This is a genomic window from Thermosipho sp. 1070, assembly GCF_001682135.1.
GTDB lineage: Bacteria > Thermotogota > Thermotogae > Thermotogales > Fervidobacteriaceae > Thermosipho > Thermosipho affectus.
The window spans coordinates 772,114-797,932 of record NZ_CP007121.1 but is presented as its reverse complement, the minus strand read 5'-3'; the positions used below and the strand labels follow the sequence as shown (position 1 = coordinate 797,932).

The following is a 25,819-nucleotide window of genomic DNA, read 5'->3' as shown; positions in this document are numbered from 1 at the left end:
TTTGTCAGTCCTTGCCGTTTGTTTGAATCCTGCATTAGACAGGGAGTTTTATATTAACAATTTTACAGTAAATAAACTCCATAGATTAGAACCTGAATTTTCAAGAATGTCACCTGGTGGAAAATCCATAAATGTTGCGATTGATTTATCGTCATTTGGCGTAAAATCTATTGTTACAGGTTTTATTGGAGGCTATGTAGGAGACATAGTTTTATCTGAGCTACGGAACATTTCAAATTTAATAACAACGAATTTTGTACATATTGAAAATGAAACAAGGGAAAACATAGTGATTGTGGATGAGGAGAATCACACGCTTACTGAGCTAAATTCCGCAGGTCCGAGGGTACCTATTGAGGATATAAATCATTTTTTAAGAAGGTATACCTTGATAGTACCTTCCTCTGATGCAGTTGTTATTTCTGGGAGTATCCCTCAGGGAGTACCAGTACAATTCTATGGTGATTTGACAAAGATAGCAAAAAAACACGGAAAAAGAGTTTTTTGGGAAACAAGGGATGAAATTTCAAGGGAATCGATAAAGATAGATTCTCCTTGTATAATTAGGCCAGATTTCAGGAAAGATAAAGTGCTCTTTGGTAAAGAATTAGAAAGCGAACAGGATTATATTGATGGTGGAAAAGAATTAATAAGGTACGGTGTAAAGATGGCGGTTCTTTCGTACAAGATAGATTACGATATTATTGTGACATCTGATGGAGTTTGGTTTATAAAACCACTTGTTGAAATAGACCATGCTCATTTATTGGGAACTGGGGATACCTATATGGCTGCTATGGTGTATAAATGTTTTGAGACAGAAGATCTTATCGAAATTGCAAGATTTGGATATGCAGCTGCACTTGCAAAGACATGGTATAAAGCGAAAGTTCCACCAAAATTTGAAGATATAGAAAAGGCATTAACAATGTTTAAGATTGAAAGGGTGGAGTAGAATGAAGGTAAGGGAATTTTACATAAGAGATATAACTGCGGTTTTAGAAGATGAGTCGGTATCAAGAGTTTTAAAAATACTTTCAAGACAAGAAATAACAGGCGTACCTGTGGTTAATGAAGACTACAAAGTTGTTGGGTTTATAAGTGAAAACGATATAATAAGGGCATCATTACCTAGTTATTTTTCGTTGTTACAGACCGCGTCTTTTATACCGGATTTAAACCAGTTTGTGAGGAGTTTAAAGAAAATTTCCAATAAATCTGTATCGGAAGTTATGACAAAACCTGCTATTGTAATAAAAGAAGATACACCACTTTTACATGCAGCTGATTTAATGATAAGGCATAGTTTGAAAATCCTTCCTGTGGTGGATGATTCCGACAAATTAGTTGGTATTATTACTAGAATGAGGATTTTGGACGCAGTTAGTAGGGAGGATTAAGATGAGAGTTAGTATAATTACGTATGGCTGTAAGTTAAATCAATATGAATCTGAACTTATGACCGAGAAACTTGAAAATGAAGGTTATGTAGTGGTGAGTGGAGAAGTGGAATCTGATGTGTTTGTTATAAATAGCTGTGTTGTGACAAATGAGGCTACAAGGAAGATAAAACAACAAATAAGGCGTATAAAGAAAAAATTTCCAGGTTCAAGAATTGTTGTTGCAGGTTGCTATCCTCAAATTGCGGCAGATGAATTGGCTAATGAAGAAGTAGATTTGATCGTGGGAAATAAGGAAAAGAAAAACATAGAAAGTTTAATAGGAAATGTTGGTGTTTTTGTTGATAAAACCTATTGGAAGGCAGATGATCTTGAAGAAGAATATGTGTTTTCTTCGCTTTCTGAAAGGACACGTGCTTTCATAAAAGTGCAAGATGGATGTACAAATGTTTGTAGTTATTGTGCAATTAGATATGCACGAGGTACGAAGATAAGGAGTAAACCCATAGAACTTGTGGTAAGTGAGATATTGAGAATGGTAAATAAAGAATATAAAGAGATTGTGATCACGGGATTAAATCTTGGAAAGTATGGAAAAGATAAAGATACCACACTTTTAAAACTTCTAACGAACGTTGTAAAAATAAAGGGAGATTTTAGAATAAGGTTAAGCTCTATAAATCCAGAAGATATAGACGATGAATTGATAAAATTCATTGTGAATGAAGAAAAAATTTGTAATCATTTACACATTCCTCTTCAAAGTGGAAGTAATAACGTCTTAGAGAGGATGAGAAGGAACTATACCAGAGAGTATTATTTAAATCTTGTTGAAAAATTAAGAAAAGAGGATAAGAGTTTTTCAATAACTACGGATATAATGGTGGGATTTCCCGGTGAAACACAAAAAGACTTTGAAGATACACTGAATGTGGTTAATTTTTCAATGTTTTCCAAAGTTCATGCGTTTAGATATTCTGATAGGCCACATACACTGGCGTCCAAGATGGATAACAAGGTACCTGGAAATATAAAGAAAGAGAGAGTTATTGAACTTGAAAAAGTAAGTAAGAAAGTGGCAAAGGAATATAGAAAAAGGTTAATAGGAAGACAGGCAAAGGTTTTGATAGAAAGCTGTAAAAATAAAATATTTACGGGGTATGATGAGTACTATGTATTACATGAAACATCGAAGGGAACTTTTGGAAATTTTGAAGAGGTAACTGTTATGACGGTTACAGATGGAGGAGTGATTTCCAGAATATATGACCGAAAGCTTTCTAGTCAATAAAGTTTTAAATGGGATAGTTGTGTATGAGACTTTGAGGGTGTATAATGGAAAGCCATTTGCAGTTAAAGAGCATTACGAAAGGTTTTTAGGCTCTTTAAGTTATTTGGGGGAAAAGGTTTCATACAAGCAATTTTTATGTGAAGTGGAGAATAAATTAGAATTTGATAGAATTAAGATATATGGAATTGTAAACAACGGAGTTACTTTATATTCTATTGGTGAGTATTTTGAAAAAAAGAAAATTTTGGATGTAAAAGTAGATATTTCAAAAATTAGGCATGCGGATCCTATATCGATTCCCCCAAATTTTAAATCTTTGGGGAGAGCAGATTTACATCTTGCAAGAAAGCGCAAAGGCGAAAACTATGATGTTATTTTATTAAATGGTCAGGGTTTTGTTTGTGAGGGAAGTTTTTCAAACATTTTTCTTGTAAAAGATGGTATGGTCTATACGCCTTCTATCGAAAGCGGAGTATTAGAGGGGATTACAAGAAAATATGTAATAGAAATGTTAAAAGAGATGGGATATTTGGTAAGAGAAACAAAGATAGAGTTAAAAGAGCTTTTTTTTGCAGATGAGCTTTTTTTAACTCATACAAGTGGTGGGATTGTGCCTGTAAATTACTTAGGAAAATATAAGTTTGAGACATCTCTTTCCAAAGAACTTTCCAAGTCTTTTGAGGAGTATATTAATGAAAAAATTAGCGGAAGTTTTTAAAGAGCTTTCCAAAAAAAGTCCTCTTTTTAGAAAATTGTATATTTCGTCTATTTCAAGGGATCATTTTAAAGAAGTGATTGGTGTACCTTTTAATGAGCATTGTAAGGTAACTTACTTTAACAGAGGAAATCTTTATATAGAATGTGATGAGATGTATGCTATTGAATTGCAATTTTTTAGGGAAAAAATACGTGAAAACATGAATAAAAAGTTAGGAGAAGATTATGTGAAAAAGGTAATAATAAAAAAGAGGAGGAATTAAAATGGATTATAATGCGCAGAATATAAAAGTGTTAAAAGGTCTTGAACCTGTAAGGCAAAGACCTGGAATGTATATAGGTTCAACAGGAAAGGCAGGCCTTCATCATTTGGTATATGAAATAGTGGATAACAGTATAGATGAAGCCTTACAAGGATATTGTGATACAATTTATGTAACTATCTTTGAAGATGGTAGCGTTGAAATAGAAGATAACGGTAGGGGAATTCCTGTAGATATCCACCCTGAAACGGGTAAAAGTGCGCTAGAAGTGGTAATGACCACATTACATGCGGGTGGAAAATTTTCGAAGGATTCCTACAAGGTAAGTGGTGGATTACACGGTGTTGGTGCTTCCGTTGTAAATGCATTATCAGAGTGGCTGGAAGTAGAAGTGCATAGAGAAGGTAAAATATACTATCAAAAGTATCAAAGAGGGGTACCACTAACTGAAGTAAAAATAATTGGTAATACCGAAAAAAGAGGAACAATTGTGAGGTTCAAACCAGATTCAGAAATTTTTTCCACTGTAGAATTTGATTCTGATACGATTTTAATAAGGTTAAGGGAACTTGCGTTTTTAAATCCACAAGTTACAATAGTCTTTAAAGATGAAAGGGAAAATATAGAAAAAACATACCACTTTACAGGTGGTTTAAAAGAATTTGTAAATTATTTAAGTAAAGGTGCAAAGAGTTTGCACGAACCTATTTTGGTTTCTGGGGAATACAATGGTATAAAGGTTGATGTATGTTTTCAATATACTGCATCAGATTTTGAAAAGATTTATTCATTTGTAAATAACATAAGAACGGTTGATGGTGGTACACATGTTACGGGTTTTAAAACCGCATTTACACGTGTTGTGAATGAATTGGGAAAGAAAACGGGTCAGTTGAAAAAAGATACTTTAAGAGGGGAAGATGTGCGCGAAGGTATTGTTGCTATTGTTAGTGTGTTGATGTCTAAAACTCCAGAATTTGAAGGACAGACTAAATCAAAACTTGGAAATGAAGAGGTACAAGAAGCAGTTGCAAAGGTTGTTAGGGAAAAACTTTTGGAATATTTTGATAATTCAGAAAGTACTTTAAAGATAATAATTCAAAAGGCTTTGGAAGCAAAAAAAGCTAGAGAAGCGGCAAAGCATGCAAGGGAAATGATAAAAAGAAAAAGTGTTTTTGGAAGTTCTTCATTGCCTGGAAAGTTGGCAGATTGTATAACAAAGAAAATGGAAGAGTCCGAGTTGTTTATAGTTGAGGGTGATTCTGCTGGAGGATCCGCAAAACAGGCAAGGGATAGAAATTTTCAAGCTATTTTGCCGTTAAGGGGAAAAATTTTGAACGTTGAGAAAAGTGGTTGGCTTAAGTTATTAAAAAATGAACAGATTAGGGATATAATAACAGCACTTGGAACGGGAATAGGAGATGATTTTGATACTTCAAAGCTTAGGTATGGAAAGATAATTATAATGACCGATGCAGATGTTGATGGTGCACATATAAGGACTTTACTTTTAACCCTTTTTTACAGGTATATGAGAAAGTTAATTGATGAGGGTAAAATTTACATAGCACAACCACCTCTTTATAGAGTTAATATGGGAAGAAAATCGTACTATTTTTACAGTGATGAAGAATTAGAAGATTTTAAAGAAAGTATAAAAGATAAAAAAATTGAGATACAAAGGTACAAAGGTCTTGGTGAAATGAACCCGCAGCAACTTTGGGAAACTACGATGGATCCGGAAAATAGAAAGCTATTAAAAGTGCAGATTGAAGATGCAGAGGAAGCAGATGAACTTTTTGAAATGCTTATGGGTAGTGACACTGAGAGTAGGAAAGAATTTATCTTTAGACATGCACTTCAAGTAAAGGAGATAGATATTTAAAATGAAACGTGTAATATTGCTCTTTTTGCTTTTACCTTTCTTTTCGTTTTCTATGTTTATACAGTTTTTAGATTTTTCAACGGTAACCACTAATTCTATTACTGTATACGATGTAGCTGCCACTTTTACTGGTATTGATGCAACATCGCTAAAAAATATTACCCTTGCGTATATTCCAGAAGATACGACATTAGATGTAAATGTAAAGTATGTTTTGCAAAGATTGTCTCGAGTAGCCACTCAAATTGAAGCTACTCCTACTTTTGGTTATATAAAAGTATATTTTCCGCCTGTTTTAACAAATGAAAGTACGACTGCCACGTTGACAGAGGATTTTGCAAAAGAACTTTCAAAAAAATTGGTACTTTCAAGGCTTCCAGATGGTGCAACTGTCAAAATTGTATCAACATATGGTTCAATTGTACAACACGATAACTTTGATTACGATGTTATTGAATCAATTGGTGGTAGTTTTCTTGTACGTTTTTCTTTAAAGGAAAAAGGTAGAACGAGGGGATATTTTAACGTTAATTTGATAGCCGAATATATTAGGAAAATACCTGTTGCTGCGAGAAATATTAATTATGGAGAGCAAATAAAGAAAGAAGATATTGTATACAGCGATATAAATATTTTATCATTACATGGTACACCGGTTGATATATCTAAACTTCCCATGATTTCTAAGAAGTATTTTAAAATAGGTGAACCTATTTACGAAGAGTATTTAGAAGAAATTCCGGATGTGGTTGTAGGACAGTTAGTATTTGGATACGTAGAGCTTCCAGGTGTAAAGGTGCATGCATTGCTTAGGGCTATGGAAAGTGGAAATGTGGGAGACGTAATTAAGGCAAGAAATGTGGATACTGGAAAAATAGTTTACGGATTGGTTGTTAAGGGCCCTATGTTGAGGGTTGTGGAGGTGTCAAAATGAAAAAGATTTTAATAATATTTTTGATTATTTCAATTTTTGTCTTTTCAAATTCCATATATAACCCAAATAGTAAATTTGGAAATATAATAGCCAGCAAGAGGGCTTCCAAAGTGGGAGATGTGGTAAATATACTGGTATATGAGACACCGAGGTTTTCTACAAGTTCAGAGGTGGATTCTTTTAAAAATACGATATTAGGTGCAATAAATAGTGGGGCAAAGATTTTAGGAACGGATTTATCTAAATTTTTGCCAATTAAGGATTCTGATAAAGTAAAGAGTTCAAATAAGAGCCAAACAAGTGTTATACTCCAAATAACGGCAATTGTGAAAAAAGTAGATGAGTATGGGAATTTATACGTTGAAGGTAGGAAAAATATAAAGGTTGGGAATGATTTAAGAGAGATTATAATAACAGGGTGGGTAAATCCTGAAGTTATATCGCCTAAAAATACAGTTGATTCCACCGATTTGATGGATGCACAGATATGGGAAAACGGAAAGATAATTTTTGAAGATGATCCAAATGAGGGAAGTTGGTTGGGTTTGGTTCTTTCATCAATTGCAGATTTATTTAGATGAGGTGGAAGGTATGAAAAAAAGGATAATTTTTACGTTTTTGATAGTATCTTTAATTTCATTTTCGGCGGTTGTAAGGATAAAAGATATTGCAAAATTTAGGGGAGCCAGAGATAACCAACTTTTTGGAGTAGGTATTGTCGTAGGTCTTAACGGTACTGGTGATGGGGGATCTTTAAATTCTCCACTTCTTGCAAATATGTTTAAAAATTTTGGAATTCCCATCTCAGAAAGTGATATAAAATCTAATAATACCGCACTTGTTATGGTTGTAGCTGATATTCCACCTTTTTACAAAGAAGGAATGAGATTAGATGTAGTTGTAGCGTCTCTTGGAAGTGCAAAAAGTTTGGAAAATGGGGTTTTAATACAAACACCTCTTTACGGTGCGGATGGTAATGTTTACGCAGTTGCCCAAGGTCCAGTGTCAACAGGTGGTGTGGAAGTAAAATCATCTGTTAATTTGCAAAGCAGATTTAAAGTTACAGGTTATATACCAAATGGTGCTTTGATAGAAAAGGAAATCCCTTCAAATATTGTTTCTGAGAACAGTATAACTATTCTTTTACAAAATCCAGATATTACAACATCTGCGAGGGTTGCAGCCGCTATAAATCAGAAGTTTGATTTAAAGCTTGCAAAGGCAAATGATCCCGCATCTATTAAGGTGCAAATACCAGATGCTTTCTTGGATGATTTGATAACGTTTTTGTCTATAATTGAAGAACTTGAAGTAGTTCCAGATCAAGCTGCAAAGGTGATTATCAACGAGCGAACGGGAACCGTCATTTTTGGAGGAGATATTAGGATTTCGGATTTTACATTAAGTTATGGGAATTTTGTGGTGAATATTCAAAATGGTGAAATAGAGGGACAAGAAGCTACTATTTCCAATTTGATATCTGCACTTAAAGCACTGGGAGCTACACCTCAAGACATAATAGGGATAATTCAGGAGTTACATAAAGCAGGTGCGATATTTGCGGAAGTTAAAGTAATGTGAGGTGATAGTATGAGAGTTGAATCTGTTAATCAAGTAAAAGTTGATAAATTGAAAAAGGTTTCAGAAGAATTTGTTGCAAATTTTTTCTTTCAAATTTTTAGGGAGATGTATGATACTATTCCAAAATCATCTTTGGTTCCAGAAAGTTTTGGGGAAAAGTGGTTTAGAGAAAACCTACTTTATGAGTACTCAAAAAACGCCGCAAAGACAGATTTAAAAGGTTTAACAGAAAGTGTGTATAAATATCTTGGTGGGAAAGTGTATCAAAAAAAGTAATTTTATGGACAAAATTACATATAAAGTTTTTGTAAAGATAAAAACAATCCCTTTGGGGATTGTTTTTTTAATAGGTAAAACAGTGGAGTTGATTATTTTTCTTTTGTTAATTTAAAATGTATAAAGAAGATGAATAAAGATATAGAGAGATAATAAATAATACTTACATAATTTCTTGGAAAAAGCGTAAATGTGTAGGCAAGTAAATAAGAAATCCCTAAAAAGGCACTACCCATTTTTTCATGTAGGATATGATGAAGGTGTTTTCTGTCTGCAATAAAGGGGTTTTCTTTAGATAAAATTCGCCTTGTAAAACTTGCGACAACTTCGTAGAAGGGATATCCAAAGAATATAGTCAAAAATACCATTTCGTTTTCCATTTTCAATATAGAAGAAAGAAGTAAATACCCCGTAATTAGTACACCGCTTTCTCCCATAAAGAGCTTTCCATAGAAGTTGAAAATGAATATAGGTAAATACATTAAAGATATATCAAATTTTCCAATTGTTGAAAAGTATATAATGGAGACTCCTGTTGAAAGTCCGTTGAATCCGTCTATCATGTTAATTCCATTAAAAAACGCAACGATCCAGACAATTGCAAATATGTCAGTGAATATATTTTGATACCCAAATAAGGTTAATTTATGTTTCCATACGAAGTACACAGCTATTAAAAATTCAAATACAAATTTTTGTTTGTAGGATAATTTTATCATATCGTCTAATATTCCAAAAAGAAGAAGCAATAAAAGAATAAATATTGAATTTTTGGAATATATTGCAAGTAGAATAAACAAAATTATTCCGCCTATTTGTGGAGTGGGAAGTGTATGATTTTTTCTTTGAGTTGGATAGTCCATAAAAAGGTTTAATTTTTTGGATATTATTAATACAAGTATTGTTACAAGAAAGTATATGATTATATTCAACTTTTCACCAGCCTAATACTGTAAGTGCTATTATTAGATTTATTGCGGAAAATACCCCTACTATCTTTTCTTCTTTCCATCCCAGCAATTCAAAATGGTGGTGTATAGGTGACATCTTAAAAATTCTTTTTTTGAAAATTTTAAAAGATGTTACCTGTAGGATAACACTTATAGTTTCTATTATGAATATACTTGATGAAAATATAAGTTCTTTTTCCAAACCGTGTAACATGGCGAATGTTGCGATAAATGCACCAAGTGAAAGAGAACCTGTATCACCCATGAAAATTTTTGCTGGTCTGGTATTGAATAACAAGAATGCTAATACTGTGGAAATCAAAAAAACAGTTGAAAAATCTTTTGCATATATTGAAAGTGGTATGATGGAAGTAATCCAAACCCATCCAGCAAGTCCATCAATTCCATCGGTTAAATTTACGGCGTTTGAAGCACCGGTGATTGTAAATATCCAAAATGCGTAATACGTTATTTTTGAAACGTTTAAGCCAAATATCGTAGAATTTGTTGAATATGAAATGATTAATATGGAGAATATTATTTGTAAAAATAATTTTTGATAAGCTCTAAGCCCCAATGCCTGCTTTTTTAAGATACTAGATATATCATCTAGAAATCCAATAAATCCAAATAATATTAAAGAGAGTATAAGCGAGAAGGGGATATTGTATATAATTCCAAATATTACAGCAATACTTACAAAAATTATTCCACCAGCTGTTGGGGTACCTGTTTTGTAATTGTGAAGATCTGGGCCTTCTTCTCTTATATACTGTCCTAATTTTACTTTTCTCATAAATTTGATGTATAGATAAGTCAAGAATGCAGATATAGAAAAAGATAAAATATGCAGTACAATCACTCCTCTATGAGTTTTTCTATAAAAAATATGGATAGCATAAAGTGAAGTAACTCTTCTGTATTAAGGCATTTTTTGAATATAAAGATGCCTTTTTCCCCATTTAGATTTAACAAATATCTGTGAAAATCTTTTGAAGATTTGTAATCTATAACAAAATAGTCGCCATCTGTGATGGATATCTTGTATTCTTTATCTAGTTTAATTTTTATAATCTTTCCGTCTTTTTCTATAGTACAATCCACGGGAATGTTGATAAATGATTTATTGTCTTTCTTTACAATTTCTACATCTATTCCTAAAAAGTTTTTTAAAAGTGATATATTTACGTTTTTTAAGCAAATCATTTGAATGTCTTTTCCCCTTTGTTGATCTTTTTATAGATAATATCTATTGTAACATCCCTGTCTTTAAACGGTACTTTGTAATTTTCGTTGAACACTTGGTATGGTTCGTGTCCACGACCTGCAATTAAAATTACATCTCCCCTATTTGCGAGTGTAATTGCCGTATCAATTGCTTCTTTTCTATCGATTATTGATAGGCTTAAACTTCCAGGAACAATTCCCATTTCAATGTCTTTTATAATTTCTTCTGGATCTTCCCCACGTGGATCATCTGTGGTGATTATGGAAATATCTGAATATTTTGAGACTATCTTTCCCATAATAGGTCTTTTTCCAATATCGGATTGTCCTCCTGCACCAAATACCGTTATAATTCTTCCTTTGGTAATTTTTCTAAGTGATAATATGACTTTTTCCAAGGCATCAGGGGTATGTGCAAAGTCTATTATAATTTCTATTCCCAATTTTTTTGCTTCTGAGATTACTTCAAGGCGTCCGTCTACACCTCTAAATGTGGAAATGGAGGATATTACTTCATCTATGTCATAACCTATTTCAGATAGAGCTGCAATCACAAGTGTTATGTTAAATGCGTTAAAATCTCCTAAGAGTTGTGATGCTACTTTTTTTTCTCCATAAGGTGTTTCTAATCTAAAGTAAATCCCAGACCAGTTTGAATTTATTTCGTGAATTACATAATCTGAGTCGTTATCGATGCCAAAAGTGATAATTTTAATGTTTTTATTTGGTATATCTTTTAATAATTTATGGTTTATAACTGCAATGCCATTAGGTTTTAAAAGGTTTAATATATGTAGTTTTGCCTTTTTGTAATTTTCAAATGTTTGGTGAAAGTCAAGATGATCCCTTGTTATATTTGTAATTCCCACTATATCATACTTTATACTTTCCACTCTGTATTGTGAAAGAGCATGAGAAGAAACCTCCATTGCATAGTACTTTCCGTTTTCACGGACGGTTTTGTACATATTTTTCGTTATTTCGATAGCCCCCGGTGTGGTGTTATGATGGTAAAATTTGTCTCCCATAATATCGTTCATGACGGTACCGCTTATACTTCCTTTTATACCAAGTTCATGCATTATGTGGTGAAATAAATGTACAGTTGTTGTTTTCCCATTAGTGCCGGTCACTCCGAAAGTTATTAATTTTTCGTATGGTTTGTTGAAAAAAACATCCGAGATTATCGATTCTGCTATTCTTGAATCAACAACTAAAATATAAGGATAGTCTTTTATCTCTTCTTCAACAACGAAAACCTTTGCCCCTTTTTCTGAGATGTCATCTACTAATTTGTGAGAATCAAAGTTAAATCCTTTTCTACAAATAAAGAGTGAGTTTTCTTTAATATCTTTCGAATTTGACGAAATATAATCAAATTCCATTTCTTCATCGCAATTAACTTTTAAAACGACAGAACTTAAGGCTTTTAAAATCTCTTTTATTTTCAAAAAAAATCACTCCCTTGATAAGGGTTCTTGTAAAAATTATATAACATATTTTTAAAAATTTCAATATTAAAAAACACGACTGATAAATGTTTCTATGTCTTTTAATTTTACATCTATACCGGGGTGAATATCTGGCGTGTTTTTTCCGTGAAAATCTGATCCAGCAGTTTTTACAAGATTGTATTTTTGAGATAGTTTTTCGTATGTTTGGATCATGATGTTTGTGTGTTTTGAATAGTATACTTCTATTCCATCTAAACCCAAAGAAACGAGCTTTTTAATTAAAGCTTCTAATTTTTCATTATCGGTTGTAGTTTGATATGGATGTGCAAGTATTGCTATTCCGTTTGCTTCTTTTATTATTTTGATAGCTTCATCAATATTTAAGCGTTTTTTGTTTTCGTAGAGTGGTTTGCCTTTTTTTAGATATTTTTCAAAAGCTTCTTTTTGACTGTTGACATATCCTTTTTTTACCATAAGGCTTGCAAAATGTGGCCTTCCAATAAGAGTTCCCTTTGCTTCTTTTAACGCTTCTTCAAAGGTTATATTAAAACCCATTTTTTGCATTTTTTCAATTATAATTTTATTCCTTTCTAATCGATACTTTTTTAACATTTCAAGGGTATCGATTAATTTTTTGTTATTCAAATCTATTCCATATCCTAAAATGTGAAGGGTGGATTGGTATTCTACACTTATTTCCAAACCTGGAACAAAATTTTCTTTGGAGATTTTTTTAATACCGTCAATGGTGTCGTGATCTGTTATGGAAAAATATTCTATGTCTCTTTCTTCTACAATTTTGACTAGAGATTCTGGAGAAAATGTACCATCAGATGCAGTGGTATGCATGTGAAAATCTACTAACAAAATTTACCCTCCCTTGTAGTTATCTAGTGCGTTTAAAAGTAAGTTGTAATCGTAAAAATTCAACCAGATTCCTTGATATCTTCTTATATTATACTCCTTTTGAATGGGTACGAAAAGGGCATGGTATATCTTTTGTACGTGTTTCTTTTTTAGATGGATTCTTAATCCTTCTGGAAGGAGCGCTAGTAATATATCAAGGTTTAAAACGTTAAAAAGTCCATCTATAAATGCGTAAAATTCATCGTGTGTTTTAAATTGTGTGATGCATATTTTTAAGTTGTTTTTGTTTAAAAATTTTGCATTTTTAATGGAGGATATAAAATTTTCTTGTGAAATTTCTTTTTGATATATTATTTCGTATATATCTTCAAATTTTTTGTTTCCCAAAAACTTTGAAAAGTACAAAAATTCGTTTTTTCTTGCAGTTCTGAACATTGCGGTGTCCGTATAGAGTGCAATTGCAAAGGAAAAAAGTGTGGTTTCATCTAGTTCTATTCCAAGTTCTATAGAAAGGTTGTACAGATTTATAACATTTGCACTGGAAGTAATCGAATAACTAAAGAGTGCGTTTTGAAAAAATTCATGGTCTCTTTTGTTGTGATGATCAAATATGACATAAGGTTTTGAAAGATTAATATTTAAATCTTCTCTTTTATCTGTGTCGTATACAAAGATGTAATCAAAATCATTTGGGTGGGTAAAAGAAAGATTTAGATATTTTAACAGCCCATATGCGCTGCGTAATTCATATGGTGGAATGTAATAGGTCCCGCCAAATACTTTTAATCCCCAGTATATAGATGCAATTCCATCACAATCTGCCATTTTGTGTGTAGTGTGTAGAATTTTTTTTGATTTAAAGTAAAGTAAATCCAAAGTATTCACCCCCTTAAAAAATTATATCATCTATGATAAAATATAACTTGAAAAAATGTCTGGGAGGGAAATATATGAAAAAATTATTAATTTTAGCTATAGTTATAGCTAGTACTTTTGTTTTAGCCTATACTGTAAGACCAGGAGATGTTTTAAATATAGCTATCTTTGAACATCCAGAATTTCCAATGCAGGTTACTGTTTCTGTTGATGGAACTATTTCATACCCATTTGTTGGACAGGTAAATGTTGTGGGAAAAACCACTAATGAAATAGCAGAGATTATAAAGGATTCCATAAAAAAAATTATAAAAAATCCAATAGTATCGGTATATATAGAAAAATACGCACCTATGTATGTTTACGTACAAGGTGCGTTAAACGTTGCATTTGATATTTCGATTGATCCTGAAATGACCATTTCAAAACTTGTTTCATTTTTGAATTTATCTACAAATACCAGTATTGATTTCTCAAATGTAAAGATAAAAAGGGGAAAAGAAATTTTTAATGTGGATCTTGAATCTTATTACAATGGTGCAAACTTTGATGTAGATGTATTACTAAAAGAAGGGGATATCATATATATCCCGAAACAAAAGAGTAAAGTGGCTTATATCGTTGGGCCTGTAAAAGAACCTGGAGAATTTTCTTTTTCAGATACGGAGGATATCACTTTGTCCCTTTTAATTGCAAAGGCGGGTGGAGTAATCGATGAAAAAAAGAAGTACATAAAAGAAGTTGAGGTTATTGAAGATGAAATTTCTAGAATTTATCCACCAGATATATTAGAAAAAGATTTATCCCTTAAAAGGGGTGCAGTTGTCAATATAAAGACATACTCAGAATTTTATGTTTATTCAGAAGGACAAAAGATTGAATTTTTACCAGACGAGCCAAAAACACTAAAGATGTTACTTGCAAAAACTCCGATAAATATTGATAGACAAGAATTGATAAACGATGGTTTTGCAATCATAAACGGGAAAATTAAGGTAAAGTTAAGTGATGATATAGATAAAATAAGTTTAAGCTGCGGAGATGTAGTAGATTTAATATATGCCCCTTTTACGGTTAACGTTGTGGGGTATAAGGGAGGAGTAATTACTTTAACTTCTAAAGAACCAAGAACTTTATCTTATCTGGTAAAAAAATTGGGAATAGATAATATAGAAAGTATTTTAGACATTTACGTTGTCGGAGATAAAGAATACAAAATAGAGGATTTGATTTTAAATAAGGTTGATAAGGTTTTAGAGAGAAACGATACAGTTGTTATAAAATCTTTGGCGGAGAATGCCGTTTATCTTGTAGGAGATGTTTCAAAATATGTTGTATTTCCGTATTCTGAAAAGATTACCCTCCACAAGGTTTTAGCAAAAGCAGGTGTTTCTGATTTAAAAAGAATTGAGAAAATAAAATTAAATGGGAAAATTTTGGATACTAGTAAAGATGAAGTAATAGAGAGCGGTGCAATATTAAATGTTGTTTTGAAAAAACCAATATACGTCACAGCGATGGGGTATATAAGAAATAGAGGAACAGTTAAAATAGATTACACGGAATCTCCAGATTTAATTACCCTTTTTGGTAAGTTGGGTGGTCTTTATTTAGGACCAAATTTATACTTTGTTTCTGATAAAGTTTACGTTGTTAGAAAAAATAAAGTTTTTGCAGAGGTAGATGCAAGAGATGTATATGAAGGTAAAAAGAATATTGAGTTAGAAGATGGAGATTTTGTCTTTGTAACTGAAAAAGAAATAGGACATGTTTATGTGCTTGGATATGGTAAAAAAGATGGAATTGTAAAATTCAATAGTAGTGAGGAATTTGATTTAAAAACTTTATTGGCAAAATTAAGAGGAATAGAAAAGGGAATTAGTAAGAAAATTACGATTTTATTTGATAATGAGGCAACTACTGTAAAATGGGATGAAAACGTGAAATTAAAAAGTGGTGCAACGGTTTTATTTGAAAAAGACACGGAAAATTATATTTACGTAATTGATGAGAATGGAAAACCAAACATGTTTTATACTGAAAAACCTATTACTTTGTATGAGCTAATTTCAAACTTTAACGTGAATAAAAACTTTAGATTGATAAAGATTTTAAATAAAGATGTTTCAATTGATGTAAACGATGTGGAAAAGGCATTGGGATACATTGTAAAACCAGGAGATGTTGTAAAGATAGTTGATGCCCCACAAAATATTGCATACGTTTTGGGAGAAGTGAGAAATCCTGGGATAATTTCCTTAAATGATGGAATGGATGTTTTAGAAGCTGTTATACGTGCGGGATACTTTACTGATAATGCCGCACCATCATCTGTGTTCTTGTACAAAGGAGGAGTAAACGGTACGGCAATAAAGGTAAACTTAAACGATGCAATAAAGAAAAATGGAAGTGTTCCAAAAGTTGAACCAGGAGATGTGGTTTATGTGCCATCTGATCCGTTTAAGACAGCACTTGAATGGGTTCCTGTTATAAATAACCTTATAGGACTATACAACAACATTAAAACGATAAAATAAGGGAGGATAGAGCATGGAAAATCAAGTAGAAGAACTTACATTGTCCGATATTTTGCATATATTTAAAAAAAGACAATTTTGGTTTTGGACTATATTCATTTTAACCGTGATTGCAACAGGTGTTTATTTATTTTTTGCAACTCCAATTTATGAAGTTAGTGTAAAGATAAAAATTCCTGCAAAAAGTTCAGCTCCATCCTTTTCATCGCTTAGTGGTGCTGCGGCTTTGATACTTGGTGGTGGTACAACGGCACCTGGAGTTTCAGATGAAATGGAATTGATAAAGAGTAGGAAAACACTTGAAAAGGTTATTAAAGAGTTAAATTTGATGGATTATTTTAAAAGTAAGATTAAAGATAAAGAAGAAAGAGAGAAGTTAACTTTAAATTCTGTTATCCACAAATTACAGGAAGATGTTATTTCCGTGGAAATGGTAAAAGATACATCTTTTATTGAAATTAAAGTAAATCTTGATGATAAAGAGCTTGCATACAAACTTTCAAAGGCAATACTTGATGCGTATACTGAAGTTTCCAAAGAATTAAATAAAGACCAGGATGAATATATGGTAGAGTTTATTGAAAAACAACTTCCAGAGACGGAAAAAGAACTAGAGGAAATAGAAAATAGATTAAAAGAATTTAAGAAACAAAAGTCCATATTACCATCAAAAGAAGCAGAACTTTTAATAGAGAGTTTTTCAGAGTTGGAAAGTAAATACTACTCTATGCAACTTGAGTACAAGTCCTTGAGTGTAAAACTGGAAAGTTTAAAGGGGGCTATTTCTCACTTTAAGGGGCTTATAAGTAAACTTGATTATATTCCAAATAGTCCAGTAATATCGAGTTTGAGGGAAAAACTTGTTGAATATCAAGTTGAGTATCAAGGGATGCTCCAAAGATACTCACCAGATTCGGTTGAAATTAAGGAATTAGAAGCAAGAATAAAGGAAGTTGAAAAAAGGATAAGAGAAGAAATTTATAGTATAGTAAAAAGTAGTTTCAATGCAGATGATCCGGTGCTTTCAAGTGTTTACACGCAATTAATTGAGACACAATCTATGCTAGAAGTTTCAAAAGCAAGTTTAAAAGCACTTGAAAAATTGCGAGCAGATTTGGAGAATCGTTTAAAGGGTTTACCGGATATAGAAGTTGAGTATATAAACCTTCAAAGGGACTATCAATTAAAACAGAATGCATACGTACTCTTAAAGACAAAATTAGAAGAGTTGAAACTGTCAACCGCGGGCTTTAATTTTAGTGCACCTGTGGTGGTAGATGAACCATTTATACCGGATAATCCTGTAAAACCAAATAAAAAGTTAACTTTAGCCATTGGTGGGGTTTTAGGAATTTTTCTAGGAATATTATTCGTCTTTGTTGTGGAATCTTCTGATAAGAAGGTAAGAGATTGGTTTGATGTGGAAAAATTAATTGGAAAAACTCCCGTTCTTTTAGAAAAACCAGATGTGAAACTTTCAGTCTTTAAAGCGCCTGGTTCTAGGTACACCAATGTGGTTGAAAAAATTGGCATGAAACTAATTAGTGAGAGTAATCCTAAAGTTTTTGGGGTTACATCATCTGGAACTTTTGAGGAAAAAGATATATTCGTTGCAAATATTGCGGGATTTTTATCGAAAAATTCCAAAAAGACTTTAATTTTGGATTTTTCAAATACCATGTTCAAAGTGTTTGATATAAATAGTGGAAAGAGTTTAGTTGAATACATGAAAGCTCCGGGAAATATTCAAAGTGTAGAAAAAAATCTTTATCTACTTATAAAGGGAAAAGAAAATGTAAATGATATTTTGTTATCAAAAGAGTTTGAAAGTTTAATCGAGAATTTTAAAGAAAACTTTGATTATATAGTTATAAATCTTCCAGAAGCAAGTTCTCCAAATATACCTTTATTAAAGAAGCTTTGTGAAGAAACATTGCTTATCTTAAAATCAAAAGTTACTGAGAAAGAGAAATTTTTGGAAGCGTTAAAAGAAATAAAGACGGAATATATAATACTTAGCGAATAGGAATAAGCCCGGTTCTCGGGCTTGTTTTTTATGGGAAAATTTTTTGGGGGTGAAATTTTGAATTGTGCGCTTATAATGGCTGGTGGAAAGGGAGAAAGGTTTTGGCCTTATTCAACAGATGAAAGACCAAAACAATTTATAAATCTTTTTGGAGAAAAAACTATGATCCAACAGACTGTGGAAAGATTGGAAGGATTTATTCCAAATGAACAAATTTTTATTGTCACAGGAGAAAGATATGTAAAACTTGTAAGAGAACAATTACCAAATATACCGGAAAAAAATATCATAATCGAACCTGAAGGAAGAAATACTGCGCCTTGTATAGCGTTGTCTGCTTTTTACATAAAAAAATTTTTGGGAAATGTTAACCTTGCTGTTTTTCCCGCTGATCACTTGGTTAGAAGGGTGGATGATTTTAAAAAAGCGTTATCACATGCCTTTGAATTTGTAGATTCAAATGAAGATGCCATAGTTACTTTAGGGATAAAACCAAATAGACCGGAAACGGGATATGGCTACATAAAATTTATAGGAAAAGAATTAAAGATTAATGAAACTATTTTAAAGGTAGATAGGTTTGTTGAAAAACCAGATAAAGAAACGGCAAAGAAATATATAGAAGAGGGCAATTATCTTTGGAATGCAGGGATTTTTGTTTGGAAAATAGATACCATATTGAAAAATACAAAGGTATTTTTGCAGAATACGTATAATGTATTAAGTAAAGTCTTTGAAGATGAAAATTTTAAAGATAAACTAAGAAAACTCTATGGTAAAGTGGATAAAATTTCCGTTGATTTTGGTATTATGGAAAAAGCAAAGAATATTTACGTAATTCCATCAGAATTTGGATGGGACGATGTGGGAAGTTGGACTGCGGTTGAAAGATACAGTAAAAAAGATGAAAATGGAAATGTTGTGGGTGAAAACATGTACTATTTTGGATCAAAGGGAAATATAGTAAAGAGTAAAAAGAAGACCATATTAAACGATGTAGAAGATTTAGTTGTCATTGAAACAGATGAGTATATAATAGTTTCAAAAAAAGAAAGTGTTCAAAAATTAAAAGAAATAAAAAGTTACCTACGTAAGTAGGTAACTTTTTTTTTAGATTAAGTTTATGTTAAAATAAAAAATAGGTGAAAAAAGGGGGGAGAAAATGTTTCAAAAACAACCTATGATGAGAAGGATGCTTTATGCTTTAATTCCCATATATGTGTATGCTTTTTTATTCTATGGTTTTCGTCTAATATTTTTAAGTGTTTTTGTATTTATTTTTGGGGTATTAACCGAATATTTTTTTGAAAAAAGAAAAGGTAAGAAGGTTACGGAAGCAGTTCTTGTAAGTTGTATGTTGTATACATTATCCCTTCCTCCAAATATATCGTGGTGGATGGCAGTTATTGGAATAGTTTTTGGAATTGCCATTGCAAAAGAGGCCTATGGAGGCTTTGGAAGAAATGTGTTTAATCCAGCTATAACGGGAAGGTTGTTTATATATATAACATTTCCATCGTATATGACAAGTGGATGGATGCTACCAAGATTTGGTTTTTTTGGTAGCGATGTAGTTACTTCTGCAACACCTTTGGAGATTTTGAGATCAGGTGGTGTAGTTAATTTAAAAGATTTATTTTTTGGATTTAGGGCAGGTTCATTTGGTGAAGGAGCCATATTTCTTATTATCTTAGGAGCTATATATCTTGTTGTAACAAAGACTGCAAGTTTTAGGATAATGCTTTCAACATTTTTGAGCGCGTCTGCACTTATCCTTGTCTTTGATTTGTTTTTGGGAAAGATGGATTTTTGGTCTGCTATATTGTCTGGAAGTTTAGTATTTGTTTCTGTGTTTATTGCAACGGATCCAGTTACTGCTCCTAAGAATAAAAAGGCACAGTTAATATATGGAGTTATAATTGGTGTTTCTATAGTGGTTATAAGGTCTTTTTCGTTGTTTTCTGAAGGCACAAGTTTTGCCGTTTTGCTGGGAAATACCTTTGCACCCCTTCTTGATTTTTTAACAAAGAAGGTGAAAAAATGAAAACGGAAAATAAATTTTACGTTATCTTGTTTACTTTTACTATAACTTTCGTTTTTGTGGTTATTCTTTCTTATATAAATTCCCTTACTTATGATAAAGTTTTGGAAAATCGTGAATATTTTAAGGTAAGAGCTATACTAAACGCCATGAGAATTGATTTTAGTGACAAAATGGATGCCATTGAAAAGTTTAAAAAGTATGTAAAAAAAATAAACATTGGAGGGAAAGATTTTTATGTTTCAAATGTAGGCGAAAAGGTGTATGCTTATGTTTTTTCGGGTAATGGATTATGGGGGACAATTACAGGTGTTGTTGCACTAAACAAAAATTTAGATAGAATTGTGGGTGTTGATATTATATCTCAAAATGAAACACCAGGTCTTGGTGGAAGAATAGAAGAGGATTGGTTCAAAGAGCAATTTAGAGGAGAAAAAGTAGATAAAGAGATAGGAATTAAAAAATCTGAGAAATTAGGAGATAGTAATAAGGAAAACTACTCTGTTGATGCAATTACAGGTGCAACCCTAACCTCGAAATTTTTCATAAAGATTATAAATAACACGATTAGTGAAATGAGAAAAGTGCTAAGAGGTGATACGTATGAATAAGTATAAAGAAATATTCTTTAAAAATGTGTGGTATGAAAATCCTGTTTTTGTACTTGTTTTGGGGATATGTTCTACTCTTGCAGTAACTAATAATTTAAAAAATACATTGATTATGACGATTGGTGTTTTACTTGTTACGGGTTTTTCAAATTTAACAGTGTCGTTGCTAAAATCTTTTATTCCCGGAAAAGTTAGAATGATAACTCAAGTTTTGATAATTTCTTTTTACGTTATAATAGTGGATATTGTTCTTAGGGCGTATTTGCCAGATGTGAGTAAAGCCTTAGGTCCATATGTTGGATTGATTATCACTAATTGTATTATTATGGGAAGAGCAGAAGCTTTTGCACAATCGAATTCTCCCCTTTTATCGTTTTGGGACGGTGTTACAAGCGGCTTGGGATATATGGTGGTTTTAATGGTTATAGCGTTTTTTAGAGAACTTTTTGGCTTTGGTACTGTGTTTGGATATAGGATAATGCCAGAAGGATTTGTCAATTGGACGATTATGGTTATGCCGCCTAGTGCGTTTTTCATGTTGGCACTCTTTATTTGGATTGTAAAGGGAAGGGGGAATAATAATGCCTGATATTAACCCACTTGTATTATTTTTTGCTTCAATTTTTACAAGTAATATTCTTCTTTCAAATTTCCTTGGTATGTGTTCTTTTATATCTATCTCAAAGTCTTTAAAATCGTCAAATGGTCTTGGCATGGCAGTTACAATGGTTATGACTGTAACAACTGTTTTGAACTGGGTTGTTGAGAAATATATTATTGTACCATTTCAACTAGAGTATTTAAGGTATATCATATACATAATAGTGATAGCAGCGGTGGTGCAAATACTTGAAATGGTAATAGATAGGGTTTCACCGAATTTGTATATAAGTTTAGGTATATTTTTACCACTAATTACGGTAAATTGCGCGATCTTAGGTGTTGCTCTGTTTATGCAACTTAGGAATTATTCTCTTATTCAATCTGTTTTCTTTGGTTTTGGTTCGGGAATAGGGTGGTGGCTTGCCATTGTTTTACTTTCGGCGATTAGGGCAAAGGTGGACAAATCTCCTGTACCAGCTCCCTTAAAAGGTGTTGGAATTACTTTGATAACTATTGGAATAATGGCAATGGCTTTTATAGGTTTTGCCGGTATGATAAATGTTCAATAGAGGTGATAGTATGGATATATTAGTTGCTCCTTTGATAGTAGGCCTTATATCTGCTGTACTTTCTGCTTTGATAGTTGTAGTGGATTCAATTGTAAATAATTATGGAGAAGTCGAGATTGACATTAACAGTGGTAAGAAAAAATTAAAAGTTCAAGGCGGAAGACCTCTTTTATTTACACTTGCATCTGAAAATATCTTTATTCCTTCAGCATGTGGAGGACGAGGAAGTTGTGGAGCTTGTAAGGTTAAAGTATTAAGCGATGTAGGAGAATATCTTCCAACAGAACTTCCGTATATGTCAAAAGAAGAAATTGCGCAAAATATAAGGTTATCTTGTCAGATAAAAGTAAAGAAAAATTTAAAAATTGAACTTCCAGAAGAATTATTTAATGTGAAGAAATTTAAAGGGACGGTTATCTCACTTGAAAATGTAACACATGATATAAAGGAGGTTAAGTTAAAGCTTTCGGAAGAAATAAATTTTAAAGCAGGACAATATGTTCAATTGGTAATTCCACCGTATGATAAAATAAAACAACCTATACAAAGGGCGTATTCAATTGCTTCAACTCCTAGTAAAAAAGATGAGATAGAGTTGTTAATTAGATTAGTACCAGGTGGTATCGCAACAACGTATGTTCATAATTATTTAAAGGAAGGAGATGTATTAGAGGTAATAGGTCCATTTGGGGAATTTTACATGAGGGATACAAAAAAGGATATGATATGTGTTGCAGGTGGTTCTGGTATGGCTCCAATAAAGTCTATTATTTTTGATATGTATGAGAGAAATATTTTAGACAGAAATGTGTGGTATTTCTTTGGAGCAAGGACAGAAAAAGATCTGTTTTATGTGGAGTTGTTTAGAAAACTTGAAAAGGTGTGGGATAAATTTCATTTTATTCCTGCACTTTCTGAGCCACAAAAAGATTGGGATGGAGAAGTTGGTCTTATAACGGATGTTATGGTAAAGTATTTGGAAACTGTGGTTGATAAGGAAACGGAAAAAGAAGGGTATTTATGTGGAAGCCCCGGTATGATAAATGCATGTGAGACTTTATTGAAAAAACATGGGATTAACGAGGTATATTACGATAAATTTGCATAAGGGGTTGAAAGTTATGAAAATGTCACCTGAGATGATTAAAGCCCAAGAGAACATGAAACCGGGCGTAATTACAGCTGATGGTTTTTTAGGAAATGATGATAGAAATATAGTGGATATTATAGCCGAAGATGAAAGGGAATTTGCAAAATTGGGAATGGATTTTGACGAGATTTCGAATATGATGAGTGAATTTTTAAATATTGGAGAAAAGGGATTGGGTGAACCTATCAAATACAAGGATTTTGAGATATTTGTATATGAAGCTAGAGGATTTATTCCTTGTCCATTTGAGGATGGAATTTTTAGGAAGAAGGTAGCTACTGTAAAAAATTTGAAAAATGGTGAAAAGATAATGTATAGTGAATTATCCATTCACCTTTTGAAAAAGCATCACTTTTTACAGGGAAAGGGTTCAAAATTTCGTTTGGAACCGAAAATCCTAAAGAAAGTCTTTTTGGGATAGTTTTTTGTATTCAAGTACTATTGTACCTTTTGAATTTAATACGTTGGTAGCGACTAATTTAAATGATGTTTTTGGAAAATTCAATTTTTGTGCATTCTCAAGTACAATAGGTTCGATTGTTATATATAGTTTATCTACAAACGGAAAAAAATCTTCAAACACCTTTTTTCCGCCTATAATCGCTGCAGAATGGATTTTTTGATTTTCCAAAAATTTTATAATTTTTTCTGGTGAGCCTTTAGTAAATATTATATTTTCTTTGTTTTCTTTTTTCTGAGTGGTAAGTATTATATTTAATCTATCTTTGAGAGGATGTCCTATACTTTCAAATGTTTTTCTTCCCATTATAACTGTTCCAATTTCTGTTGTAATCTTTCGAAAATGTTTTTTATCTTCTTTTGAACCCCAATTTATTGGATCATAGTCTTTTGTGGAAAATCCACCAAAAATGTCTGTTACAACTATCATTGAAAGATGCATGTTTTCACCTCCAGTATTATATTATTATTATTATGGTATAATATGAAAAGGGGGAAATATCATGGGAGACTTACTTGTTAAATTATACAACTTAAACTTTGAAATTCAAACACCAAATGGAATATTACTAAAAAGACCTATTGGTCCTGAGAAGATTTTTCTGGTTAATTGGATTGAGAAAAATTTTGGAAGATTATGGGCAAGTGAAGTAGATGTATCCTTTTCAAAACCCCCTATTTCAATGTTTGTTGCCTATGAAAATAAAACTAACAAGGTTGTAGGTTTCTCTTGCTATGACACGACTTGTAGAGGTTTTTTGGGACCTATAGGTGTTTTGAAGGAGTACAGAGGAAAAGGTATAGGCAAAATATTACTTTTTAAAACTTTGGAAGATATGTATAGAGTGGGGTATGCGTATGCAATAATTGGGGATGCAGGACCAGTGGATTATTACAAAAAAACTGTTGGAGCAATTGAAATTGAAGGTTCATCACCGGGAATATATAAAGATTTACTGGGTATGTGAGGAGAGATATATTGGTTTATATTGTTATTGTTTTCTTATTTTTCGTATTTTTGATTTTTAAAGACTATTTTTATGTATGTTTTAAGCTATCTTGTTTTAACCTTAATTTAAAATTACAGATAAAAAATAGATTTATTTCAGTACTTTACGAAATACTTCTAAAAAACCTGAGAAATGAAAAAGAAAATTTGTACAATGTGTTTGAATATATAAAAAAACTTCTTGGAGCAGATTCGTGGTCTTTTCTTTTTACACCGGAAAATAAGGAATGGAGGTTCTTACTTTGGTCATCTACTTTGGATGAAAAACCTCTTGAAATACTTGGAGAGTATTTCCAAAAACAATCACCGAATAACTTAAAAAAGATAATACTTTCAAAAGAATACTTTTATATTGAGGATGTAATAGGGAAGAGTTATTGGGTGGAAGTGAAAGAAATTTCCGTAAAGTCATGGGTGGGAATACCTTTAGTCTATAACGGAAAGGTTTACGGTATCTTAAATATTGATTGGTATAAGTTAAGAAGAAAGAAAAGTACAGATGATATCATATTTAAATCGATTACGGAAAATTTGTCATTTATTTTGTACAATTATTTAAAATTACACGAAAAAGTAAACGATGTAAATAGGGATATTTTAACAAACTTATATAGTAGAAAAGTACTTGATGATGTTTTAATTGAAAACTACACGCATATTTTGTTTATAGATTTAAACAAATTCAAAAATATAAACGATACGTATGGTCATTTAATGGGGGATGAAGTGTTAAGGATAATTTCAGAAAGAATGAAAAGGACAATAAAAAATGGTGATTTGCTTATAAGATATGGAGGAGATGAGTTTGTTTTACTTATTAATTCTTCTGAAGAAGGTGTAAAGGTATTGGTTAAAAGATTAAAAGAACATATTTCAAAAAGGATAAACATTGGAAATAAAGATATATGTATAGGTGTGTCAATAGGAATTCAAAAAGTTGTAAGTGGAAAGTCGTTGGATGAATTAATAAAACTTGCAGATGAGAAGATGTATGAAGATAAAAACAAAAAATTAAATTAGATTTTACTTTTGTATTCTCATAGAAACTTGACATAACTAAAATGATATGATATTATTTTAATCGGTTCGCAGC

28 protein-coding genes are annotated in these 25,819 nt (G+C 31.9%); 21 read left to right on the top strand and 7 right to left on the bottom strand.

Features of this window, described 5'->3' with window-relative positions; genetic code table 11:
• Position 1: 1 nt before the first annotated feature.
• From Y592_RS03960 to Y592_RS03915, 10 genes are read left to right on the top strand one after another with little or no spacing between them, the layout of a single operon-like run.
• On the top strand, positions 2-955 hold the full coding sequence (locus tag Y592_RS03960) for a 1-phosphofructokinase family hexose kinase (RefSeq protein WP_075665730.1): 954 nt from the start codon (positions 2-4) through the stop codon (positions 953-955).
• 1 nt (position 956) lies between these two features.
• Positions 957-1,400, top strand: a complete 444-nt coding sequence (locus Y592_RS03955) for a CBS domain-containing protein (RefSeq protein ID WP_075665729.1) — start codon at positions 957-959, stop codon at positions 1,398-1,400.
• Position 1,401: 1 nt separating this feature from the next.
• A complete protein-coding gene (gene mtaB, locus Y592_RS03950) occupies positions 1,402-2,691 on the top strand; it encodes a tRNA (N(6)-L-threonylcarbamoyladenosine(37)-C(2))-methylthiotransferase MtaB (protein WP_075665728.1) in 1,290 nt (429 codons plus the stop codon).
• Complete coding sequence (locus Y592_RS03945) at positions 2,666-3,409, top strand: aminotransferase class IV (protein ID WP_075665727.1); 744 nt, start codon at positions 2,666-2,668, stop codon at positions 3,407-3,409. Before mtaB ends, Y592_RS03945 begins: the two co-directional genes overlap by 26 nt.
• Positions 3,384-3,671, top strand: coding sequence for a DUF721 domain-containing protein (locus Y592_RS03940; RefSeq protein ID WP_077287312.1), 288 nt, complete (start codon positions 3,384-3,386; stop codon positions 3,669-3,671). Before Y592_RS03945 ends, Y592_RS03940 begins: the two co-directional genes overlap by 26 nt.
• Before the next feature lies 1 nt (position 3,672).
• On the top strand, positions 3,673-5,556 hold the full coding sequence (gene gyrB / locus Y592_RS03935; RefSeq protein ID WP_075665725.1) for a DNA topoisomerase (ATP-hydrolyzing) subunit B: 1,884 nt from the start codon (positions 3,673-3,675) through the stop codon (positions 5,554-5,556).
• A gap of 1 nt (position 5,557) precedes the next feature.
• Positions 5,558-6,490, top strand: coding sequence for a flagellar basal body P-ring formation chaperone FlgA (gene flgA / locus Y592_RS03930; protein ID WP_075665724.1), 933 nt, complete (start codon positions 5,558-5,560; stop codon positions 6,488-6,490).
• Complete coding sequence (locus Y592_RS03925; protein WP_075665723.1) at positions 6,487-7,071, top strand: flagellar basal body L-ring protein FlgH; 585 nt, start codon at positions 6,487-6,489, stop codon at positions 7,069-7,071. Before flgA ends, Y592_RS03925 begins: the two co-directional genes overlap by 4 nt.
• A gap of 10 nt (positions 7,072-7,081) precedes the next feature.
• On the top strand, positions 7,082-8,071 hold the full coding sequence (locus Y592_RS03920) for a flagellar basal body P-ring protein FlgI (protein ID WP_075665722.1): 990 nt from the start codon (positions 7,082-7,084) through the stop codon (positions 8,069-8,071).
• Positions 8,072-8,080: 9 nt separating this feature from the next.
• Positions 8,081-8,347: a rod-binding protein gene (locus Y592_RS03915; RefSeq protein ID WP_075665721.1), complete on the top strand. Its 267-nt coding sequence runs from the start codon at positions 8,081-8,083 to the stop codon at positions 8,345-8,347.
• A gap of 92 nt (positions 8,348-8,439) precedes the next feature.
• Here Y592_RS03915 and Y592_RS03910 read toward each other — a convergent pair whose 3' ends face one another.
• From Y592_RS03910 to Y592_RS03885, 6 genes are all read right to left on the bottom strand, one after another.
• Positions 8,440-9,279 (bottom strand): glycosyltransferase family 4 protein, encoded by an 840-nt coding sequence (locus Y592_RS03910; protein ID WP_075665720.1) that lies wholly within the window; start codon positions 9,277-9,279, stop codon positions 8,440-8,442.
• 4 nt (positions 9,280-9,283) lie between these two features.
• Positions 9,284-10,150: a phospho-N-acetylmuramoyl-pentapeptide-transferase gene (gene mraY / locus Y592_RS03905; RefSeq protein ID WP_075666699.1), complete on the bottom strand. Its 867-nt coding sequence runs from the start codon at positions 10,148-10,150 to the stop codon at positions 9,284-9,286.
• A 5-nt stretch (positions 10,151-10,155) separates the two neighbouring features.
• On the bottom strand, positions 10,156-10,503 hold the full coding sequence (locus Y592_RS03900) for a hypothetical protein (protein ID WP_075665719.1): 348 nt from the start codon (positions 10,501-10,503) through the stop codon (positions 10,156-10,158).
• On the bottom strand, positions 10,500-11,975 hold the full coding sequence (locus tag Y592_RS03895) for a UDP-N-acetylmuramoyl-L-alanyl-D-glutamate--2,6-diaminopimelate ligase (RefSeq protein WP_075665718.1): 1,476 nt from the start codon (positions 11,973-11,975) through the stop codon (positions 10,500-10,502). The genes Y592_RS03900 and Y592_RS03895 overlap by 4 nt, the downstream gene beginning before the upstream one ends.
• A gap of 66 nt (positions 11,976-12,041) precedes the next feature.
• Entirely contained in the window at positions 12,042-12,845 is an 804-nt protein-coding gene (locus Y592_RS03890; RefSeq protein ID WP_075665717.1) for a PHP domain-containing protein, read from the bottom strand.
• Between the two features lie 3 nt (positions 12,846-12,848).
• Positions 12,849-13,721, bottom strand: a complete 873-nt coding sequence (locus tag Y592_RS03885; RefSeq protein WP_077287306.1) for a phosphoesterase — start codon at positions 13,719-13,721, stop codon at positions 12,849-12,851.
• Between the two features lie 74 nt (positions 13,722-13,795).
• Here Y592_RS03885 and Y592_RS03880 point away from each other — a divergent pair, with 74 nt between their 5' ends.
• The 9 genes from Y592_RS03880 to Y592_RS03840 all read left to right on the top strand — a co-directional run bounded on the left by Y592_RS03880 (position 13,796) and on the right by Y592_RS03840 (position 23,679).
• Positions 13,796-16,258 carry a polysaccharide biosynthesis/export family protein gene (locus Y592_RS03880; RefSeq protein WP_088368865.1) on the top strand — a complete coding sequence of 821 codons (2,463 nt, stop codon included), beginning with the start codon at positions 13,796-13,798 and terminating at the stop codon, positions 16,256-16,258.
• A 13-nt stretch (positions 16,259-16,271) separates the two neighbouring features.
• The gene (locus Y592_RS03875; protein WP_088368864.1) at positions 16,272-18,284 is read left to right on the top strand and encodes an exopolysaccharide transport family protein; all 2,013 of its coding nucleotides are present in this window, start codon (positions 16,272-16,274) and stop codon (positions 18,282-18,284) included.
• A gap of 57 nt (positions 18,285-18,341) precedes the next feature.
• Positions 18,342-19,382, top strand: coding sequence for a mannose-1-phosphate guanylyltransferase (locus tag Y592_RS03870; RefSeq protein WP_075665714.1), 1,041 nt, complete (start codon positions 18,342-18,344; stop codon positions 19,380-19,382).
• Between the two features lie 64 nt (positions 19,383-19,446).
• Positions 19,447-20,328, top strand: coding sequence for an RnfABCDGE type electron transport complex subunit D (locus tag Y592_RS03865; RefSeq protein ID WP_075665713.1), 882 nt, complete (start codon positions 19,447-19,449; stop codon positions 20,326-20,328).
• The gene (locus Y592_RS03860; RefSeq protein WP_077287298.1) at positions 20,325-20,936 is read left to right on the top strand and encodes an FMN-binding protein; all 612 of its coding nucleotides are present in this window, start codon (positions 20,325-20,327) and stop codon (positions 20,934-20,936) included. Before Y592_RS03865 ends, Y592_RS03860 begins: the two co-directional genes overlap by 4 nt.
• Positions 20,929-21,525 carry an NADH:ubiquinone reductase (Na(+)-transporting) subunit D gene (gene nqrD / locus Y592_RS03855; protein ID WP_075665711.1) on the top strand — a complete coding sequence of 199 codons (597 nt, stop codon included), beginning with the start codon at positions 20,929-20,931 and terminating at the stop codon, positions 21,523-21,525. Before Y592_RS03860 ends, nqrD begins: the two co-directional genes overlap by 8 nt.
• The gene (locus Y592_RS03850) at positions 21,518-22,108 is read left to right on the top strand and encodes an Rnf-Nqr domain containing protein (RefSeq protein ID WP_198022715.1); all 591 of its coding nucleotides are present in this window, start codon (positions 21,518-21,520) and stop codon (positions 22,106-22,108) included. Before nqrD ends, Y592_RS03850 begins: the two co-directional genes overlap by 8 nt.
• Positions 22,109-22,118: 10 nt before the next feature.
• Positions 22,119-23,216: an NADH:ubiquinone reductase (Na(+)-transporting) subunit F gene (locus Y592_RS03845; RefSeq protein ID WP_075665709.1), complete on the top strand. Its 1,098-nt coding sequence runs from the start codon at positions 22,119-22,121 to the stop codon at positions 23,214-23,216.
• Positions 23,217-23,229: 13 nt separating this feature from the next.
• On the top strand, positions 23,230-23,679 hold the full coding sequence (locus tag Y592_RS03840) for a hypothetical protein (protein ID WP_075665708.1): 450 nt from the start codon (positions 23,230-23,232) through the stop codon (positions 23,677-23,679).
• Here the strand turns inward: Y592_RS03840 and Y592_RS03835 are convergent.
• Entirely contained in the window at positions 23,656-24,159 is a 504-nt protein-coding gene (locus Y592_RS03835) for a dihydrofolate reductase (RefSeq protein WP_075665707.1), read from the bottom strand. The genes Y592_RS03840 and Y592_RS03835 overlap by 24 nt on opposite strands.
• Positions 24,160-24,220: 61 nt before the next feature.
• Here Y592_RS03835 and Y592_RS03830 point away from each other — a divergent pair, with 61 nt between their 5' ends.
• Both Y592_RS03830 and Y592_RS03825 read left to right on the top strand, forming a co-directional pair.
• Positions 24,221-24,685: a GNAT family N-acetyltransferase gene (locus Y592_RS03830; RefSeq protein WP_075665706.1), complete on the top strand. Its 465-nt coding sequence runs from the start codon at positions 24,221-24,223 to the stop codon at positions 24,683-24,685.
• Between the two features lie 11 nt (positions 24,686-24,696).
• The gene (locus Y592_RS03825) at positions 24,697-25,746 is read left to right on the top strand and encodes a sensor domain-containing diguanylate cyclase (protein ID WP_075665705.1); all 1,050 of its coding nucleotides are present in this window, start codon (positions 24,697-24,699) and stop codon (positions 25,744-25,746) included.
• Positions 25,747-25,819: the final 73 nt, after the last annotated feature.

Coding starts and splice junctions, on each gene's coding strand:
- Y592_RS03955 (WP_075665729.1), top strand. CDS start 957: ATGAAGGTAAGGGAATTTTACATAAGAGATATAACTGCGGTTTTAGAA.
- mtaB (WP_075665728.1), top strand. CDS start 1,402: ATGAGAGTTAGTATAATTACGTATGGCTGTAAGTTAAATCAATATGAA.
- Y592_RS03945 (WP_075665727.1), top strand. CDS start 2,666: ATGACCGAAAGCTTTCTAGTCAATAAAGTTTTAAATGGGATAGTTGTG.
- Y592_RS03940 (WP_077287312.1), top strand. CDS start 3,384: ATGAAAAAATTAGCGGAAGTTTTTAAAGAGCTTTCCAAAAAAAGTCCT.
- gyrB (WP_075665725.1), top strand. CDS start 3,673: ATGGATTATAATGCGCAGAATATAAAAGTGTTAAAAGGTCTTGAACCT.
- flgA (WP_075665724.1), top strand. CDS start 5,558: ATGAAACGTGTAATATTGCTCTTTTTGCTTTTACCTTTCTTTTCGTTT.
- Y592_RS03925 (WP_075665723.1), top strand. CDS start 6,487: ATGAAAAAGATTTTAATAATATTTTTGATTATTTCAATTTTTGTCTTT.
- Y592_RS03920 (WP_075665722.1), top strand. CDS start 7,082: ATGAAAAAAAGGATAATTTTTACGTTTTTGATAGTATCTTTAATTTCA.
- Y592_RS03915 (WP_075665721.1), top strand. CDS start 8,081: ATGAGAGTTGAATCTGTTAATCAAGTAAAAGTTGATAAATTGAAAAAG.
- Y592_RS03900 (WP_075665719.1), bottom strand. CDS start 10,503: ATGATTTGCTTAAAAAACGTAAATATATCACTTTTAAAAAACTTTTTA.
- Y592_RS03880 (WP_088368865.1), top strand. CDS start 13,796: ATGAAAAAATTATTAATTTTAGCTATAGTTATAGCTAGTACTTTTGTT.
- Y592_RS03875 (WP_088368864.1), top strand. CDS start 16,272: ATGGAAAATCAAGTAGAAGAACTTACATTGTCCGATATTTTGCATATA.
- Y592_RS03865 (WP_075665713.1), top strand. CDS start 19,447: ATGTTTCAAAAACAACCTATGATGAGAAGGATGCTTTATGCTTTAATT.
- Y592_RS03860 (WP_077287298.1), top strand. CDS start 20,325: ATGAAAACGGAAAATAAATTTTACGTTATCTTGTTTACTTTTACTATA.
- nqrD (WP_075665711.1), top strand. CDS start 20,929: ATGAATAAGTATAAAGAAATATTCTTTAAAAATGTGTGGTATGAAAAT.
- Y592_RS03850 (WP_198022715.1), top strand. CDS start 21,518: ATGCCTGATATTAACCCACTTGTATTATTTTTTGCTTCAATTTTTACA.
- Y592_RS03845 (WP_075665709.1), top strand. CDS start 22,119: ATGGATATATTAGTTGCTCCTTTGATAGTAGGCCTTATATCTGCTGTA.
- Y592_RS03840 (WP_075665708.1), top strand. CDS start 23,230: ATGAAAATGTCACCTGAGATGATTAAAGCCCAAGAGAACATGAAACCG.
- Y592_RS03835 (WP_075665707.1), bottom strand. CDS start 24,159: ATGCATCTTTCAATGATAGTTGTAACAGACATTTTTGGTGGATTTTCC.
- Y592_RS03830 (WP_075665706.1), top strand. CDS start 24,221: ATGGGAGACTTACTTGTTAAATTATACAACTTAAACTTTGAAATTCAA.